Source organism: Micromonospora sp. WMMA1923 (assembly GCF_049179195.1).
GTDB classification, from domain to species: Bacteria; Actinomycetota; Actinomycetes; order Mycobacteriales; family Micromonosporaceae; genus Micromonospora; species Micromonospora yangpuensis.
Genome location: NZ_JBMHLZ010000001.1, coordinates 3,899,665 through 3,915,698, shown reverse-complemented (window position 1 = coordinate 3,915,698; position 16,034 = coordinate 3,899,665). Strand labels below are relative to the sequence as shown.

The following is a 16,034-nucleotide window of genomic DNA, read 5'->3' as shown; positions in this document are numbered from 1 at the left end:
CGGAGGGGATTGCCGGCCGGAAACCGTTGACAGTCAGCCCCGGTCCGGCCGAGGATCGAACTCGTGCGCAGCGTTCACCTGACGAAGCGGGGTCACATCGACCTCCTGCGCGTCGCCAGCGCCGCCTGTCGACGCTCCCTCTGACGCCGGGTCATCCTCCCTCCGCGCGCACGCCGTCGCCGTCTCTATCCTCCCGTGGGTCTCCGGCCCCCCGGGTACGCCCGCCTGCGCGCTGCCCCCGACAGGAGAACACTCCTTGTTGCCCAGCCCGAATCCGTCCGGCCCGACCCCGTCCAGCCCGGATCCGTCCGGCCCGATCTCATCCAGCCAGGCCTCGTTCAGTCGGAGGGATCCGTCCAGTTCGGCAACGGCCGGTCCGCTTCCGTCGACGACACCCGACCCGAGGCCGTCCACGGTGGCCCGGCTGCGGCGGCTGACCGGGGCGGCGGTGGGTGCCGTCCTGGTCGCCACCCTCGGCCTGGCCCCGCCCGCGGCGACCGCCGCGCCGGCCGCAGCGACCGCACCGGCCGCAGCGACCGCACCGTCCGCAGCGACCGCACCGTCCGCAGCGACCGCACCGTCCGCAGCGACCGCGCCGTCCGCGGCGACCGCCGCGTTGCCCGAGGTCCCGCCGCGCCCGGTCAAGGTCTCCGCGGTACGCGGCTATCCGCAGCAGAACGTCCTGCCGGTCTGGCCGGACAACCCGGCCGATGCCTCGCTGCCGATCGGCACCGTCGCCTACGACGACATCGCCCCGAAGCTCAATGCCCTGCAGCGATCAAGCAACCGGGTCTCCGCCCGGGTCGCCGGGAAGTCCTCCGGCGGGTACGACCTGTACGCGGTCACCGTGACCGCGCCGGAGAGCCGCAAGGAGGCCCAGCAGCAGGAGACCTGGAAGCGGCTCATCGAGGACGAACCGGTCAAGGCCCAACGCGACCGCAAGCTGCTCACCGGCTACAAGACCCCGCTCTTCGTCAACGCCAACATCCACGGCAACGAGTGGGAGGGCACCGACGCCGCGCTGCGGGTCATCGAAGACCTGGCCACCGACCGCAGCCCCGAGGTGGCACGGCTGTTGGAGCGCAACCGGCTGGTCTTCAACGTCACCGCCAACCCGGACGGCCGGGTCGCCGGCACCCGGGCCAACGGCAACGGGTACGACCTCAACCGCGACCTGACCAACGTGTCGCAGCCGGAGACCAACCTGATCCGCGAGCTGACCATCGACAGCAAGCCGATCATCACCCTCGACCTGCACGGGTACGTCAGCCCTACGCTGTTGCACCCGAGCACCCCGCCGCACAACGTCAACAACGAGTACGACCTTTTCATCAAGCATGCCCTGCCGAACGCCCTGGCCATCGAGTCCGATCTGCGCGACCTCGGGTACGCCGAGACCCAGCGGGCCCGGATCCCGTTCCGCGACGACGAGCCGGGCGTGTGGGACGACTTCCCGCCGATCTACGTGCCGTCGTTCGCGCTGCTGCAGAGCAGCATCCCGTACACCATCGAGGCCCCGTTGAACCCGCGTGGCAGCAACCTGTCGCCGGCCGAGCGGGTCCGCCGTTCCGCGATCAACACCGACGTGCACGAGGTGGCGATCCGTACCTCGCTGCGCTACATCCAGGACAACCGGGCCCAACTGCTGCACGACCAGGCCGAGGTGTACCGGCGTGGCTGGCAGGGTGAGCCGCTGCGCGACATCCCCGACGGGTTCGTGCCCGGCTGGGGCCCGGAGGACAACTACAACACGACCTTTCCCCGGGCGTACGTGATCCCGGTCGGCACCGCCCAGCGTTCGGAGCCGGCGGCGGCCCGCCTGGTCGACCTGCTGATCGGTAGTGGCGGCCGGGTGTGGCAGGCCAAGAAGTCGTTCAAGGTCAATGGAAAGTCCTACCCGGCCGGCTCGTACGTCGTCGACCTGCACCAGCCCAAGCGCGGACTGGTCAACTCGCTGCTGGAGCCGGGCATCGATCTCACCGACCGGGTCGACGACCTGTACGCCGGGCCGGCGGCCTGGAGTCAGGGTCTGACCTGGGGCGCCACCGTGGACACCCTCTGGGACAAGAAGTTGCCGAACGTCAAGCTGGACCGGGTGTACGACGGCGTCGCCACCGGCGACCTGCCCGGCGGCAACGGTGACCTGCGGCTGGACCTGCGCGACGCGGTCGACCTCAGGGTGGTCAATTGGCTGCTCGACCGGGGCGTGGCCGTGCACCGCCTGGCCGACGGCTCGGTGGTCGTGCCCGGCACCCCGGCCAACCGCAAGCTCGCCCGGGAGGCGGTACGCGCCCACGGGGTCACCTTCGGTGCCGCGCCGAAGGGCTGGCGGGGCACCCGGCTGGACAAGGTCGTCGTCGGCTACCTCGGCGGCGTCGAGGCCCGCGACACCCTCGGCGCGCTGGGTTTCGAGGCCCGCCCGGTGACCGCCGCGACGCTGGCCGGCACGCTCACCGCCGAGGTGGACGTGCTGCTGGTCGCCGGCACCCTCAACGTGGCGACCCTGACCACGGAGAACCGTACCGCTCTGGACGCCTTCCTGGCCCGCGGCGGCGGCCTGGTCGGCCTGGGCACCGCCGGGGCCCGGGTCAGCACCGACACCGGTCTGCTGTCGGCCACCGCCACCGCCGGCCCGAGCCTGGCCAGCGGGGTGGTCAACGTGGTCAACCACGGTGGCCCGGTGAGCACGAGCGCGATCCCGCACTCGTTCGTCAGCCAGCCGGTCTGGTTCACCAACCTCGGTGGCAACGCGGTGGTGGAGCAGTCGTACGCGGCCGATCCGCTGCTGGCCGGCTGGTGGGCCCGGGACGGCGGGATCGGCCGGTCGGCCGCCGCCGGCCAGGCCAGCATCGTCCGGGGGCTCGCCGCCGCCGGCAACCCGGTGGTGTTGATCGGTACGTCCCCGACGTTCCGCCTGCACCCCAAGGGCCTCCAGCCCCAGCTCGGCCGCGCCCTGCTCTGGACGTCGTAACGCGCCCGACCGGGGCCGGTCGCCGAGGGTAACCGCCGATCGGCGAACCGTGTTTTCCCAGGTCAGGGTTGAACTGGCGGACGCGGGAGTCGTCGTTGGCTCAGACGGTCGTGCAGGTGCGACCCCAGGAGCGAAGGGCAGGACATGCCGAACATCGATCGGGCGGGCACGTTGTTCGAGGAGTTCGAGCAGGAGGAGCTCTCCTACGCGTGGGAGGCACTGCAAGGCTTCAACAGGCGTTTCGGTGAGCTCCGCTACACAGCGGCCGAGAATCACCGGACAAGTGCCTACAACGCCGGCAGGTACGTGGAAATGGCCGCCGACAGTCAACGAGCGGCCAAGGCGCGCCTGGAGGAGATCGACCTGGTCGAGGACCGAGGAGCAGCCGTAGCGGTGTTGGCCCGGACGTCGGTCTTCCACGTGGAGGCCATCAAGTTCCTCCGGGAGTGTGAGAAGGAGTGGCTGGCCGCGGACAGACCACAGGCCGCCGCAGTGGTGCGGGACGTGGCGAAGTCACAGCTGAAACATCTGACCGAAGTCCTGCACGCGGCTGCGGTCGCGCTTCGTCCGGAGAGCGTCACCGAGACGCCGCTTCCGATGTACAGGTTGAAGGTGAGGCAGCGGTCCATCAACGAGCGGGCGGATCAGCTGGCCGCCAGCCATACGGTGAAGTCGAGTGCGGCAGCGGCGCTGCGATCCGGGACGTCACCGGTGGAAAACGCCCCCACCAGCAGGACCGCACCTGTCGCCAGTGGTGGGGTGCCGGCCCGGTCGAGGCAGAGCCGGTCGAGTCGGTGATGGTCGGCAGCGGGGGCGCGGACCCGGTAGCGGCGTAGCCGTCCGCCCCGCCCACCGGTAAGGAAGGGCCCCCTCTTAACGCTTTCTGTATAGGAAGGGCCCCTTCCAAACAAGCACGGGACGCAGCCGGGCCCGGGTCGGCAAGCCAGCCACCCGGGCCCGTGCCTGACCGGGTAGAGATCGACGGATGCCGTTCGGCGCAGAATGCGCTCCGTTGAGCGCACCATCACCCTCCGATGTAACGTGACGGCGGTCACCCGGTCGTAGCCTCCGGCGGTCCGATTCGCCACCCACCGGAGGAGTGTCAGATGTCCGAAGCGCCGGAGCCGGAACCCCGAACCCGGTCGGCCCGCCGATCCCGGGCCAGGGACCACAGCCGGTGGAACTGGCTGCTCTTCGTCCCGATCCTGGTTCCGCTGCTGCCGGTGCTGTTCAACGCCGACCAGCCGCGCCTGTTCGGGTTCCCCCGCTTCTACTGGCTGCAACTGGCCTTCATCCTGCTCGGGGTCGGCACCACCTCGCTGGTCTACCGGATGACCCGTAAGCCGGGTGACAACTGATGTGGCGGGAACACCTCACCGAGATCATCGTCTTCACGGCGCTGTTCGGGCTGGTCAGCGGGATGGGGTTCGTGGCCGCCCGGTGGCGCGCGCCGAAGGACATGGCGCACCTCGACGAGTGGGGGCTGGGCGGGCGCAGCTTCGGCGGCTGGATCACCTGGTTCCTGGTGGGCGGGGACCTCTACACCGCGTACACCTTCGTGGCGGTGCCGGCGCTGATGTTCGGCGCGGGGGCGGCCGGGTTCTTCGCCGTGCCGTACACCATCGTGGTGTATCCGCTGGTCTTCCTGGTGCTCTGTCGGCTCTGGTCGGTCTCGCACCGGCACGGCTTCGTCACCCCCGCCGACTTCGTCCGTAAGCGGTTCGACTCGCCGGTACTGGCGCTGCTGATCGCGATCACCGGCATCGTCGCCACCATGCCGTACATCGCGTTGCAGCTCGTCGGCATCGAGGCGGTGCTCAAGACGATGGGCGTGACCGGGGAGAGCACCCTCGCCCGGCACCTGCCGATCATCGTCGCGTTCGCCATTCTGGCCGCGTACACGTACCAGTCGGGGTTGCGCGCCCCGGCGCTGATCGCCTTCGTCAAGGACACCCTGATCTACGTCGTGATCCTGGTGGCGGTGATCTGGTTGCCGTACCAGCTCGGCGGGTGGGGTGCGATCTTCGACGCGGCCGACGCGAAGTTCGCCGCGACTCCGAACCCCAACGACGGCATCCTGCTCACCGCCGACAACCAGCTGCAGTACGTCACCCTGGCGTTCGGCTCCGCGCTCGCCCTCTTCCTCTACCCGCACAGCATCACCGGCGTACTGGCCAGCCGCAGCCGGGACGTGGTCAAGCGGAACATGTCCGCGCTGCCGGCGTACTCGCTGCTGTTGGGGTTGATCGCGCTGTTGGGGTTCATGGCCATCGCGGCCGGGGTGACGCCGCTGCCCGGGGCCACCGAGGGCAGCGTGGACAACAACACCGTGGTACCGGTCCTGTTCGACCAGCAGTTCCCGGACTGGTTCGCCGGGGTGGCCTACGCCGCCATCGGCATCGGCGCGCTGGTCCCGGCGGCGATCATGTCGATCGCGGCGGCGAACCTGTTCACCCGCAACATCTACAAGGAGTACCTGCGCCCCGCCGCCACCGCCGCCCAGGAGGCGAACGTCTCCAAGATCACCTCGCTGGTGGTGAAGGTCGGCGCAGTGGCCTGCATCGTCTTCCTCGACCCGCAGTTCTCCATCGACCTGCAGCTCATCGGCGGCGTGATCATCCTGCAGACCCTGCCGGCGGTGGCCCTGGGCCTCTACACCCGCTGGTTCCACAAGGGCGCGCTGATCGCCGGCTGGGCCGCCGGCATGGGCCTGGGCATGTGGATGCTCTACCAGATCCCCAACGCGGCGACCGGCCGCCGGCACTTCGGCGGGTCGGCCTTCCCGCTTGCCGACTTCGGCCTCGACACCCGGCGGACCATCTACGTGGGCATCGTCGCCGTCGGGGTCAACCTGGCCGTGGCCGCCCTGCTCACCCTGGCCCTACGCGCCGCCGGCCGCACCGACACCGGCGACCACACCCTCCCCGACGACTACTTCACCGAGTCGGAGGTAAGGAAGGGCCCCCTGTTAACGGATTCTGTAGAGGAAGGGTCCCTTCCAAACACCCCAGCACCGCGCACAGCACCGCCGACGGCGGACACGCCGGCACCGCCGGCGGCGCGCACCGCGGCCGGGGAGGATCAGCGCAACGCGCGGAACAACAGGTAGCCGCCGATCGCCGTACCGAAGATCACGATCACGACCCGGAGCACCGCCGACGGCAGCCGTCGCGCCAACCGCGCCCCCGCGTACCCACCGACCAGCGTGGCCGGGGCGACCAGCGCGACGGCTGCCCAGTTCACCGGCCCGAACAGCGCGAAGACCGTGATCGTGGTCAGCCCCATCACCGCCGAGAGCAGGTTCTTCAGCGCGCTCACCCGGGCCATCGTGGCGTCCAGCACCAGGGCCAGCCCGGCCACCAGCATCACCCCGAGCGCCGCGCCGAAGTACCCGCCGTACACCGCGCCGACCGCGACCATCAGGTGCAGCGTCACCGTCCGGCGACGCGGCCCCAGGTCGCGGGGGTGCCCGACCAGCCGCCGCAACGGCCCCTGGAAGGCCAGCACCGCCGTCGCCGCCAGCACCAGAAAGGGTACGACCAGCTCGAACGCCCGAGCCGGCGTACCCAACAGCAGCAGGCACCCGCCCAGCGTGCCGACGACCGCGGTGGGCAGCAGCGGCAGCCAGTCCCGCCGGGGCGGCAGATCTGTCCGGCTGCCCGCCACCGCCGCCAGGTATCCGGGGCAGACCGCCACCGAGTTGCTGACGTTCGCCGCCACCGGCGGCAGCCCGACCGCGAGCAACGCCGGGAACGTCAGCAGCGAGCCGCCGCCGGCCACCGCGTTGACGGTCCCCGCCGCCAACCCGGCCACGACCAGCAGCAGGCCGTCGAGCAGCAGTCCGGCGTCGGGCACATCCATGGTCCGGAAGGCTAGTACGCCGGACCCGGTCAGCCCTTCAGGGAGCGGGTCCGGTCCCGGTCGGCGGACCAGTGGAAGCAGCGGATGCCCCGGTCACCCCGTTCCCACGCCTGTGGCGAGGGCAGTCGGAACGTCGTACCGGATGCCCGGGTGAGCTTCGCGTTCGGCGTACCCCTGGTGTATTTGACGACGACCGCGCCACAGCGGTCGTGGACGGCGTCCGGGTCGCGGTCGGCCTGCTCGTACGGTCCGTCCGGCGCGGTCCAGACCCCGACGTACTCGAAGCGGTGCGGCTTGCTGCACGACACCGGCGCCAGCCACTCGTCCTCGCCGCCGGTGAAGCAGCCGTGCGCCAGCGGCGACGACCTGGTCAGGATCCCGCGCAGCGACCCGTCCCGCTCCACCGGCCGGTCGTCCGGGTTCTTCCGGGCGGTGTTGCCGTCCACCGCGGGCAGGGCGAAGACGTCGCAGCGGTACCAACGGCTGCCGGCCTCCCACTCCTTCGGCTCCGGCACCACCACCTGCACGGTCAGCAACCCGTCCCGCCAGTCGCCCCCCACGAACGTCCGCACCTTGGCGTCGCAGGCGTCGAACGCCTCCCGCATCGGATCCGAGCCGACCGCCGGGGTGGTCCGGCGCTCGGCATCCTCGCCGGTGAACGCCCCGACGTGCACGGTCTCGGTCTTGTGCACCTTCGCGCAGTCCACCACCGTGTAGAGCGCCCGGTAGCCGATCGTCTCCACCTCCGGGTGGCAGACCCCCGCCTCCGGCACGAACGGCGCGGCGTCACCCGGGGTGGGGCTCCCGGCCGCCGCGCCGGCCCGGACCGCGTCGTCGGCGGCACCGTCCGCCGCACCACAACCAGTCAGGAGTACGCCCACCAGCAGCCCGAGTGCCGTACCACCGATTCGACGTCGCATCGTTCCTCATCCTGTTCGGACAGCCGGCACAGCATAGGCCGCGCGGGCGGTGCGCCTCAGGCGGCGTCCCGCAGCGAGTCGAAGGCGGTGGTCAGCAGGTCGCGGAGGGGGACCGTACCCTTCTGTCGGGTCCACATCTCGCCAGCGGCGTCCAGGCAGGCGACCGCGCCGGCCACGACGGCGGCGGCCCGCAGGGCGGTCAGGTCGTCGTCGGGGTCGCCGCCGAGCCGGCGGGTGACCTCGGGCAGCAGGTCGGTCTGCCAGCGCAGGTGCTTCTCGACGCTGCGGGCGCGCAGCGACGGCGTGCCGTACATCATCTCGGAGACCTTGAGCAGCCGTTCCTGGTCGACGCCGGAGTCCTCGTTGAGGGTCACCATCGTGTTCAGCAGCGCGGTCCAGAGGGGTTCGTCGTCGGGCCGCGCGGCCAGCACGGCTCGGGCGTGGGCGCCTTCACCTGCCAACCGGCCCAGGACGATGTCCTCCTTGGTGCCGAAGTAGCGCAGCACCGAGCGCCGGGAGACGCCCGAGGCGGCGGCGATGTCGTCGAAGGTGGTCGCCTCGAATCCCCTGGTCAGGAAGAGTTCCATCGCGACCTCGGTGATCTCCGCGATCGCCGTACGCCGGGTGCGGCTCCACAGGCCCTCACTGCTCATGCTCTCGCCTCCTCCGGACGAGTCTAGCCACCATGACCCCAAGTGTCCCATTGACACTCAGTGCCAGAAAGTCGTACGGTGTCATTCGACAGTGACCGACCGCCCGGCTCGGGGAAGGCCCGCCATGAACGCCATCGACTACCGCAACCAGACCGTCCTCGTCACCGGCGCCAGCGCCGGCATCGGCGCCGAGTTCGCCCGCCAACTCGCCGCCCGGGGTGCCAACGTCGTGCTCGTCGCCCGCCGCCAGGACCGGCTCACCGCCCTCGCCACCGAACTCGCCACCCGACACCGGGTCGAGGCCACCGCCCTCGCCCTGGACCTCACCACGCCCGACATCGGTGGCCTGCTCGACCGGGAGCTGCACAGTCGGGGCATCGAGATCACCAGCATCGTGAACAACGCCGGCTTCGGCACCCACGGCCTCTTCCACACCGAGGCCCCGGACCGCCTCGCCGCCGAGATCGCCCTCAACGTCACCAGCGTCGTGGAGATCAGCCGCACCTTCATCGAACGCCTCCGCCGCCGCGGGGACGGCTTCCTGGTGAACGTGGCCAGCGTGGCGGCCTACCAACCCGACCCCACCATGGCCGTGTACGGCGCCACCAAGGCGTTCGTCCTCAGCTTCACCGAGGCCCTCTGGTACGAGTCGCGCAACACCGGACTGCGCGTGCTGACCCTGCTGCCCGGGGCCACCGAGACCGAGTTCTTCGACGTCGCCGGCTCCGGTGCCGACGGCGGCACCCGACGGATGCCCCCCGCCAAGGTGGTCCGCACCGCCCTGACCGCCCTCGACCGCCGCAACCCGCCGCCAAGCGTGGTGGCCGGCTGGGCCAACCGGATCGCCACCGACGTCTTCGGCCGACTGCTCAGCCGCCGCCAGGCCACCGTGCTCGTCGGCACCATGATGCGCAACTCCGTACCGGCCACCTGAGCGCGGCGGGCCTCAGCGCCCGCCGGGGCGGGGCCGCAATAAGCTGGCCCGGCCGGTCGTTAGGATGAGGACGCGACGGACGAGTCGACCGGGCGGTCGCGTCGACGGGCTCCGGCCCGTCGCCGAGGAACGTCCGGACTCCACAGGGCAGGGTGGTTGTTAACGGCAACCCGGGGCGACCCGCGGGACAGTGCCACAGAAAACAGACCGCCGACCCCGTACGGGGACGGTAAGGGTGAAACGGTGGGGTAAGAGCCCACCAGCACCCCGGGTGACCGGGGTGGCTCGGTAAACCCCACCCGGAGCAAGGCCAAGCAAGGGTCGTCATCGCAAGCTGACGACCCGGCGCAGACGCTTGAGGGCTGCCCGCCCGATGTCTGCGGGTAGGCCGCTGGAGCCTGCCGGCAACGGTAGGCCGAGATGGATGGCCGCCGCCGATGCGGACCCCGCAAGGGGTACGCGTCGCGCACAGAATCCGGCGTACAGGTCGACTCGTCCGTCGCCCACCAGCTCAGAGCCGTGATCAAGGCTCTGAGCTGGTTCTATGTTCGGGCGTCGATGGTCGTTCATGGTCAACATTGGCCGGCTTTTGACGCCCTGACGACGCCCTCACGCCCTGGAGACGCCCTGAGCGCCGGCTCAGTTGCCTAGCCTCGGGTCGGCCGTGCTGCTCCCGTCGTGGGGTCTCTGCGGGGCCAGCGCGGGTTCCGTGTGCGGGCGCGCCGGTGGCTGCGGGGGAGGGCCGGGCACGTCCTGGCCGTGGAGCTGCGTGCCGCGATGGGATGAGCCAGTGGCAAGCCAGTCCCGGGGTTGGACTGGTGCGGCAGCCGGAAGCCCCGACCACGCGACCAGTCCGACCGGCCGGCTTCCGTCACGGCCTCGCCGGGTCTGGTCCCTCTGGTTGATGGGGCGGTGTCCCGGTGGCTGTCGGCGGCTTACCGCCGGCCGGGCTTGCCGCCCCGCACCGCGCGGAGCGCGGTGCCTTGATCTACAAAAGAACTATTCGGCAACTCTCACCTGGCTGACCTTGCCGGCTGAATCCTCTTCGCGAGGTGAGTGCGCTTGACGCGCTCACCTCACGTCAACGGCCCGTCGCAAATCCGACTGAATTCTAATCTCTTCCTCTGTCAAATCCGGAAGATGCCGCACTGTGTTGTCAAGGCCGCTATCTGGATATTCCGGCTCCGCTTGGTTCGATAACCTGGTCTGTTCCTTGTCTTTAGGGGGAAGAGTGGATCTGGTTCTGTTCAAGCTTCGCGATGATCTTGACGAGGGTGAGTGGGGTTTGAGGGCTGTAATCGATGAAGATTATAAAGAGGTTGCGGTCAGGGAGATCGAAGGCTTGGAAATCGGATTACACGTAAAATCTTCTAAGGTGAATGTGCCGAAATGGCAGGAAGACCTGATGTTGATAGCGCTTAATCAAAAGGCTAAAGAGATAATAGGGCTTAAGAATCAAAGCACGGGCGCGGTGGTCAAAGTTAAGCGTCATGGGCATAAATTCCTGCTTGTCTATGGGACTGGTCGCCACGCGGTTGATTCAAGCAAAATTGAAGCTGGGTTTGGCCTGAGGGTGGCGGCGAACGTAATTGATGCTGAGGCGCTAAAAGGCGTTGATACGCGCGCGATTGCCGGGTCGGGGCGTAGTCAAGTGGTTTCGATGCCGTCGGCCGGCTCTCTGCACCGTCTTGGCATTGAACCCACGGTTGACCTTGTGCGGTACCTGGAAGGCAAGCCGCCGGAAGAGATTGGTACCGGAATTGCAGGTGGCGACTCCCTGCGACTCACAATGAAATCGTTCAGCTATACGTCGTTGCCCCAGAAGCTCGATGAGGTAGTTGCAGCATATGAGTCTCGGGAGTACAAGGAGAAGTTCCCTTTCCTTGACTACTTCACTCGCGTCCCTCGGACAAGAGGTGAACTCCACTCGAAGCTTAAAGCGAAGGTGGATGAACTCCTTCTTTCTGGCGGCGAGGGAGTAGATTTCATGAACCCTGACTCGGATCGTTTGGCTAGCCCTGACCGTTTTCTTCTCAAATGGGGAAGGAAATCTCTTCAGGTCCAAGGTGAGTTAAGCAGGAGCGTCATCTTGGAGGTTATGTCGCGGTGGGAGATTCCTGACCCGATGAGGTCTCTCCAAGTGCACGCCTATTTTGATGGAATTGAGAAGCCAGTCAAGACCTCGCTCATGCCTTACGTGGTGACTGAGATTGAGTTGGGGGAGGAGGTGTACGCGCCTTGCTCTGGCGCTTGGTACCGTATTGACAAAGACCACCTTAGTAATCTGCAAGAACGCGTCCGGAGCATACCTGATTTGACTGGCGATCTTTCTCTTCGTTCTTGGGTTTCGGGGGCGGAGGATGAGGGTGAATATAACCTTGAGGCGTTGGCGGGCAACGATCATGTCGTGCTAGATAAGTCACTGTTCTACGCCAAAGGTGGCAAGAACCTAAAAGTGGAAATCTGTGATTTGCTGACGAAGCGTAAAGAAATGATTTGTGTAAAAAAGATGGACCGATCGTCGCCTACTCTTTCGCATCTCTTTGCCCAGGGGTCGGTGTCGGCGCGGCTCTTCAGGGACAATAGGCAATACCGGGGTGTCGTCCTCCAGCACCTTGGCCGATTGGTGGGAGTTCCTCGCGTCGGAGACTTTGAGAGCTGGAAGGTCGTCTTTGCAATAGCTACGGACAGGCCGGGAAGGATCGCTGATTCGCTGTTCTTTTTCAGTAAGGTAAATCTCGACCTTGCGGTCCGTGCTATCCATGGGGCTGGACTGGGTGTTGCGTTAGCCAAAATCGACCTCATCAAGCCCGGCAGCATTCCCTCTCCTCGTACTGCTATAGGGGGAGGCAGGGGGGCAAGTGGCCCTCGCGGCGATCGCAACGAGAACCTGCGGCTGTTCTGAGGCCGCAGATTATTCGATAATGTCGATTTTGCTCATCCTCCAAGCTGATAGTAATTTCGGTGTGCTCAACGCTGGGTGCGAACGCCATTACGCCTGCAATCTGCGCCGCAAAAGTCATGGCGTCGTCGAGCGTTGAAGCGTTGAAGGGAAGGTGTATCACATAGCGCTCGGTGCTTTCTTCGTACTCTCTCGGAGGCTGTGGCTTTCGGCCTTCGTGAGGTGCCACGTTCCTCGCTGCACGGTTATGGGGAAAGTTGGGCATCTCGCTCTCCTTCGTGATCGGTCGGGGTGTGGAGGCTTTGAAGGACAGCCCGCACCCTGACCGGTGCCGCTCGCTCGCCTTATCTCGCGGTGGTCGTATCTGCTGTAAGATGCCGCGTCGGTAACAGCTTCTACTTTGCTAGGAGAGCTGCCAGCAATGGATTGGGATTTAATTGTTCGAGGCTACGATCAAACGTTGCGGAGAAGCGGCTTTGTAAGGGTCTGCGACCAAGGAACAGACTCCGGCCCGCTTGAGCTTTATAACCGCACCCTGAATGCGGCTAAGGGTGAGTTGGAAATGCAGCGCGTTCTTGGTTCTCACCCGCATCTTGTCGCTCCAGATGACCTAGGTCTAGGATGTTGTTGGGTCAAGCCCCACCCCTGGTTTGCGCGTGAATTCGAGCTTGACTTTATGGTGGCTCGCCTGAACAGCGGAGGGCTTTCCTGGTACATAATTGAGTTGCAACGTCCTGATACTCATCTGTTCAATATCGGCAACCCGGATCGCGGCACTGGTAGGCGTAGGGGTGAGCCGTCCGGGCAACTGAGGGAGGGTATCGACCAGATTGAAAGGTGGCGAGGTTGGCTGAGGAGGACAGGTCGGGATTCCCTTTCATCCTCCTATCCAAATTTGGATACTACGGCGGTCGGTGTGGTAGTTATTGGGCGTGCACATAAGCGCACGTTGGATGACAATGAGCGCATATCGGAACTGGTTCTTTCTCGCCCGAATCTAATGATTCGATCCTACGACTGGCTCGCGAGAGCGGAGAGGGTGCGCCTGGGCAGGGGTGAGGCGGTCCAGGGTCCGGGCTGGTCGCGATGTGGCTTCGATCATGATAATGGTCGTTTCATTCTGTAATCTGCGGTCCCTTTTTCCAAATGGAATTGTTTGTAATGCTCTGTCAGTTTAGAAAGTGCTACAGCTCGTCGACAGCGAAGGCGGCCACCAGTTCGGCCATGCTGTCGATGACGGCATCTGCGGCGGCGAACCGTTCGCGCTTGCCGGGCTTGTTGGCGTACCCGATGGCGGCGACCCCGGCGGCGTGGGCGGCCTCAATGTCGCTGACCGAATCCCCGACCAGGACGCATTCCGCTGGATCGGCACGGAGTTCCCGCACAGCGTCCAGCACCGGGGACGGGTCCGGCTTCATCCGCTCGGGGGCGGCTTCGGGTCGGCCGATGACCGGGTGCACGTATCCGATCAGTCGACGGGCGTGTAGGTAGGCGTGAACCGAGTCGGCCGAGTTGTTCGACACCACGGCGACCCTGCGGCCGGTCTGGTGAGCGGCGACGACGACTTCCCGGCCGTACGTGGTGGGTTCGGCGGTGCGGGCCGCGGTGACTTCCTGGTGGGTCAGGGCCTTGTCGACCAGGCGGACGACGGTGGGGCGCCCTACGGTGGCGGTGAAGCGGAGCACGGCGAGCGGGTCGCGTTCGGCCAGGATCTCGGGCGGCAGGGTCACCGCCTGGTCGACGAGCAGCCGGCGCAACTCGTGGGCGACGGTCGACGCCGGGTGTTGGGAGAAGATGCTGCACACGGGGCCGTCGAAGTCGAGCAGGATCACGCGGGCGCGGTTGATCACCTTCGCCAGGTCGGCGGCGGTCACGAGGCGTACTCACGGGCGATGGTGCCCCACAGGCTGTCGAACCAGGCGCGGTGGCCTACGCCTTCGGCCGGCGGTACGCCCGGGTCTACACGGAACGTCCCGACGACGCTCCGACCCGTACCGGTCGGGGGGGGGTGCCTGGGTGCTGCGGTTGGTCGACCGGGTGCGGTACCGGGATCGGCCGACGGTGGTCTACCTGGCGTTGGTACGTACCGATGCCCTGCGCACGCTGGTGCCGCCGTTCCCGGTGCCGGCGGTGCCGGACTTCACCGCGCTGCCGCTGGCCCGGCGGGAAGACCTGCGTACCTGGTCGCTGCACCTGCTCGCTACTCACGTCCTGGTGGGCGGGGCGACCCGGTCGGGGAAGGGCTCGGTGCTGTGGTCGCTCGTTCGGGTCCTTGGCGACGGGATCGCCTCCGGATTGATGCGGCTCTGGGTGATCGACCCGAAGGGCGGGATGGAGTTCGCGCTCGGTCGGCCGATGTTCGCCCGGTTCGCCTGCAAGTCCTTCGAGGCCATGGCGGATCTGCTCGACGAGGCCGTGACCGTCCTGCGGGAGCGCCAGACCCGATTGGCCGGCACGGTTCGGGTGCACACGCCGACCGAGGTTGACCCCCTGGTCGTGGTCGTCATCGACGAGATGGCCGCACTGACGGCGTACCTGCAAGACGTCGACCTCCGTAAGCGCATCGCGGGCTCGCTGGGGTTGTTGCTGTCGCAGGGTGCCGGGGTCGGGGTGCTGGTGGTGGCGGCGTTGCAGGACCCACGTAAGGAGGTGTTGCCGTTCCGGGACCTGTTCCCGACCCGGATCGCGCTGGGGCTGACCGAGGCGTCCCAGGTCGACATGGTCCTTGGTGACGGTGCCCGCAACCGGGGCGCTCTCGCGGATCAGATGCCCCGATGGGCGAAGGGTGTCGGGTACGTGATCCTCGACGGCACCCCCGACCCTATGCGGGTCCGGTTCTCCTACGTCAGCGATGACGACATCCGCGACATGGCGCGGCGGTGCCCGGCCCCGGCTGACGCGGCGGACATCCTCGCCCAGGTCGGCCGGGAAACCGCCGCCGAACCGGTCCGCCTTCCGCTGCCGCGTAAGCCGTCCGGGCCGTTGCTGCCTGATGCGCTGCGCAACCTGCTCGACCAACCGCCTCCGCCGCCCGCTGTACGTCCGACTCGTCGGCCCGGCCGACCAGAGCGCCGCCGCCCTGCACGGCCTGGCCTACCTCATCAACCGTCGCCCCGACATGGAGGGCCGGCGCATCCGCATCGACCTGACCATCCGCGAGAAGCCGAAGGGGGCGCAGTGATGACCGAGCGTACCGAGTCGGCTGTACGCCTGGTGATCCTGCTCGCCATCGGCACCATGGCCGGCGCCGCGGCCTTCACCCACGTCCACGACCTGTCCGTAGCCCACGGCCAACCCCACTGGATCGGCTGGGCCAACGCCGTAGCCGTCGAACTCATGACCATCTACCTCGGCCTCGAACTACGCGCCCGTCGACGCGCCGGCCGTCCGGTCGGCCTGGTCGCCTCGCTCCTGGTCGCGTTCGCGTTGCTCTCCCTCGCCGCGCAGGTCGCCGAAGCCGAACCGTCCGTGTGGGGCTGGATCGTCGCCGCCGTACCCTCCCTGGCCTTCCTCGCCCTGGTGAAGGTCGTCCTCTCCAACGCCCCTGCCACCCCACCGCCGGCACCGATTCCCGCCCCGGCTTCGGCTCGGCCCTCGGTGGACCTGCGTGAGGCACCGGAGCAGGTCACCACCGAACCGGAACCGGACCACCGCCCGACCTCGCCTGCCGTCCTGGCACCGGTCCCGGCCACCGTCCCGGCCCCGGCTGCGGTGCTGCCCCCGCGCGGTGTGATTCAGCCCAACCGGCCCCACGTCGTCGGGATCATCCGATGAGGCTGGGTGGGCGGGGCGC

13 protein-coding genes and 1 other RNA gene are annotated in these 16,034 nt (G+C 67.6%); 10 read left to right on the top strand and 4 right to left on the bottom strand.

From position 1 onward, the window contains the following. Positions 1-63 precede the first annotated feature (63 nt). The 5 genes from ACN28G_RS17525 (at position 64) to mctP (ending at position 6,080) form a co-directional block, all read left to right on the top strand. Complete coding sequence (locus tag ACN28G_RS17525; protein ID WP_355149468.1) at positions 64-144, top strand: putative leader peptide; 81 nt, start codon at positions 64-66, stop codon at positions 142-144. Positions 145-415: 271 nt separating this feature from the next. Continuing rightward, complete coding sequence (locus ACN28G_RS17520) at positions 416-2,971, top strand: M14 family zinc carboxypeptidase (protein ID WP_421479735.1); 2,556 nt, start codon at positions 416-418, stop codon at positions 2,969-2,971. Positions 2,972-3,115: 144 nt separating this feature from the next. Continuing rightward, positions 3,116-3,769 carry a hypothetical protein gene (locus ACN28G_RS17515; protein ID WP_421479734.1) on the top strand — a complete coding sequence of 218 codons (654 nt, stop codon included), beginning with the start codon at positions 3,116-3,118 and terminating at the stop codon, positions 3,767-3,769. A 308-nt stretch (positions 3,770-4,077) separates the two neighbouring features. Next, positions 4,078-4,329, top strand: coding sequence for a DUF3311 domain-containing protein (locus tag ACN28G_RS17510; protein ID WP_091441598.1), 252 nt, complete (start codon positions 4,078-4,080; stop codon positions 4,327-4,329). Then, complete coding sequence (gene mctP, locus ACN28G_RS17505) at positions 4,329-6,080, top strand: monocarboxylate uptake permease MctP (protein WP_373868316.1); 1,752 nt, start codon at positions 4,329-4,331, stop codon at positions 6,078-6,080. The genes ACN28G_RS17510 and mctP overlap by 1 nt, the downstream gene beginning before the upstream one ends. Here mctP and ACN28G_RS17500 read toward each other — a convergent pair. The 3 genes from ACN28G_RS17500 to ACN28G_RS17490 are packed head-to-tail and all read right to left on the bottom strand — an operon-like array spanning position 6,053 to position 8,405. Continuing rightward, positions 6,053-6,832 (bottom strand): sulfite exporter TauE/SafE family protein, encoded by a 780-nt coding sequence (locus ACN28G_RS17500; protein ID WP_091441596.1) that lies wholly within the window; start codon positions 6,830-6,832, stop codon positions 6,053-6,055. The two genes, mctP and ACN28G_RS17500, sit on opposite strands and share 28 nt — an antisense overlap. Before the next feature lie 29 nt (positions 6,833-6,861). After that, positions 6,862-7,752 (bottom strand): septum formation family protein, encoded by an 891-nt coding sequence (locus ACN28G_RS17495; protein ID WP_091441594.1) that lies wholly within the window; start codon positions 7,750-7,752, stop codon positions 6,862-6,864. Positions 7,753-7,808: 56 nt separating this feature from the next. Further along, a complete protein-coding gene (locus tag ACN28G_RS17490; protein WP_091441592.1) occupies positions 7,809-8,405 on the bottom strand; it encodes a TetR family transcriptional regulator in 597 nt (198 codons plus the stop codon). A 124-nt stretch (positions 8,406-8,529) separates the two neighbouring features. Here ACN28G_RS17490 and ACN28G_RS17485 point away from each other — a divergent pair, with 124 nt between their 5' ends. From ACN28G_RS17485 to ACN28G_RS17470, 4 genes are all read left to right on the top strand, one after another. Further along, the gene (locus ACN28G_RS17485) at positions 8,530-9,339 is read left to right on the top strand and encodes an SDR family NAD(P)-dependent oxidoreductase (RefSeq protein ID WP_091441589.1); all 810 of its coding nucleotides are present in this window, start codon (positions 8,530-8,532) and stop codon (positions 9,337-9,339) included. Positions 9,340-9,419: 80 nt separating this feature from the next. Further along, positions 9,420-9,838: RNase P RNA component class A (gene rnpB, locus ACN28G_RS17480), an RNA gene on the top strand. Between the two features lie 732 nt (positions 9,839-10,570). Continuing rightward, positions 10,571-12,244, top strand: a complete 1,674-nt coding sequence (locus tag ACN28G_RS17475) for a DUF6119 family protein (protein ID WP_175440614.1) — start codon at positions 10,571-10,573, stop codon at positions 12,242-12,244. Positions 12,245-12,662: 418 nt separating this feature from the next. Beyond that, positions 12,663-13,367, top strand: coding sequence for a Shedu anti-phage system protein SduA domain-containing protein (locus tag ACN28G_RS17470; protein ID WP_373868315.1), 705 nt, complete (start codon positions 12,663-12,665; stop codon positions 13,365-13,367). Between the two features lie 58 nt (positions 13,368-13,425). Here the strand turns inward: ACN28G_RS17470 and ACN28G_RS17465 are convergent, their stop codons facing one another. Next, entirely contained in the window at positions 13,426-14,115 is a 690-nt protein-coding gene (locus tag ACN28G_RS17465; protein ID WP_091441586.1) for an HAD family hydrolase, read from the bottom strand. A 142-nt stretch (positions 14,116-14,257) separates the two neighbouring features. On the opposite strand from ACN28G_RS17465, the gene ACN28G_RS17460 reads away from it, so the two are divergent. Continuing rightward, a complete protein-coding gene (locus tag ACN28G_RS17460; protein ID WP_421479729.1) occupies positions 14,258-16,015 on the top strand; it encodes a DUF2637 domain-containing protein in 1,758 nt (585 codons plus the stop codon). The last annotated feature ends 19 nt before the right edge of the window (positions 16,016-16,034 follow it).

Bases quoted from the DNA above. Each gene is read 5' to 3' on its own strand.
- ACN28G_RS17495 (WP_091441594.1), bottom strand. From the start codon at position 7,752: ATGCGACGTCGAATCGGTGGTACGGCACTCGGGCTGCTGGTGGGCGTA.
- ACN28G_RS17490 (WP_091441592.1), bottom strand. From the start codon at position 8,405: ATGAGCAGTGAGGGCCTGTGGAGCCGCACCCGGCGTACGGCGATCGCG.
- ACN28G_RS17515 (WP_421479734.1), top strand. From the start codon at position 3,116: ATGCCGAACATCGATCGGGCGGGCACGTTGTTCGAGGAGTTCGAGCAG.
- mctP (WP_373868316.1), top strand. From the start codon at position 4,329: ATGTGGCGGGAACACCTCACCGAGATCATCGTCTTCACGGCGCTGTTC.
- ACN28G_RS17470 (WP_373868315.1), top strand. From the start codon at position 12,663: ATGGATTGGGATTTAATTGTTCGAGGCTACGATCAAACGTTGCGGAGA.
- ACN28G_RS17485 (WP_091441589.1), top strand. From the start codon at position 8,530: ATGAACGCCATCGACTACCGCAACCAGACCGTCCTCGTCACCGGCGCC.
- ACN28G_RS17500 (WP_091441596.1), bottom strand. From the start codon at position 6,832: ATGGATGTGCCCGACGCCGGACTGCTGCTCGACGGCCTGCTGCTGGTC.
- ACN28G_RS17510 (WP_091441598.1), top strand. From the start codon at position 4,078: ATGTCCGAAGCGCCGGAGCCGGAACCCCGAACCCGGTCGGCCCGCCGA.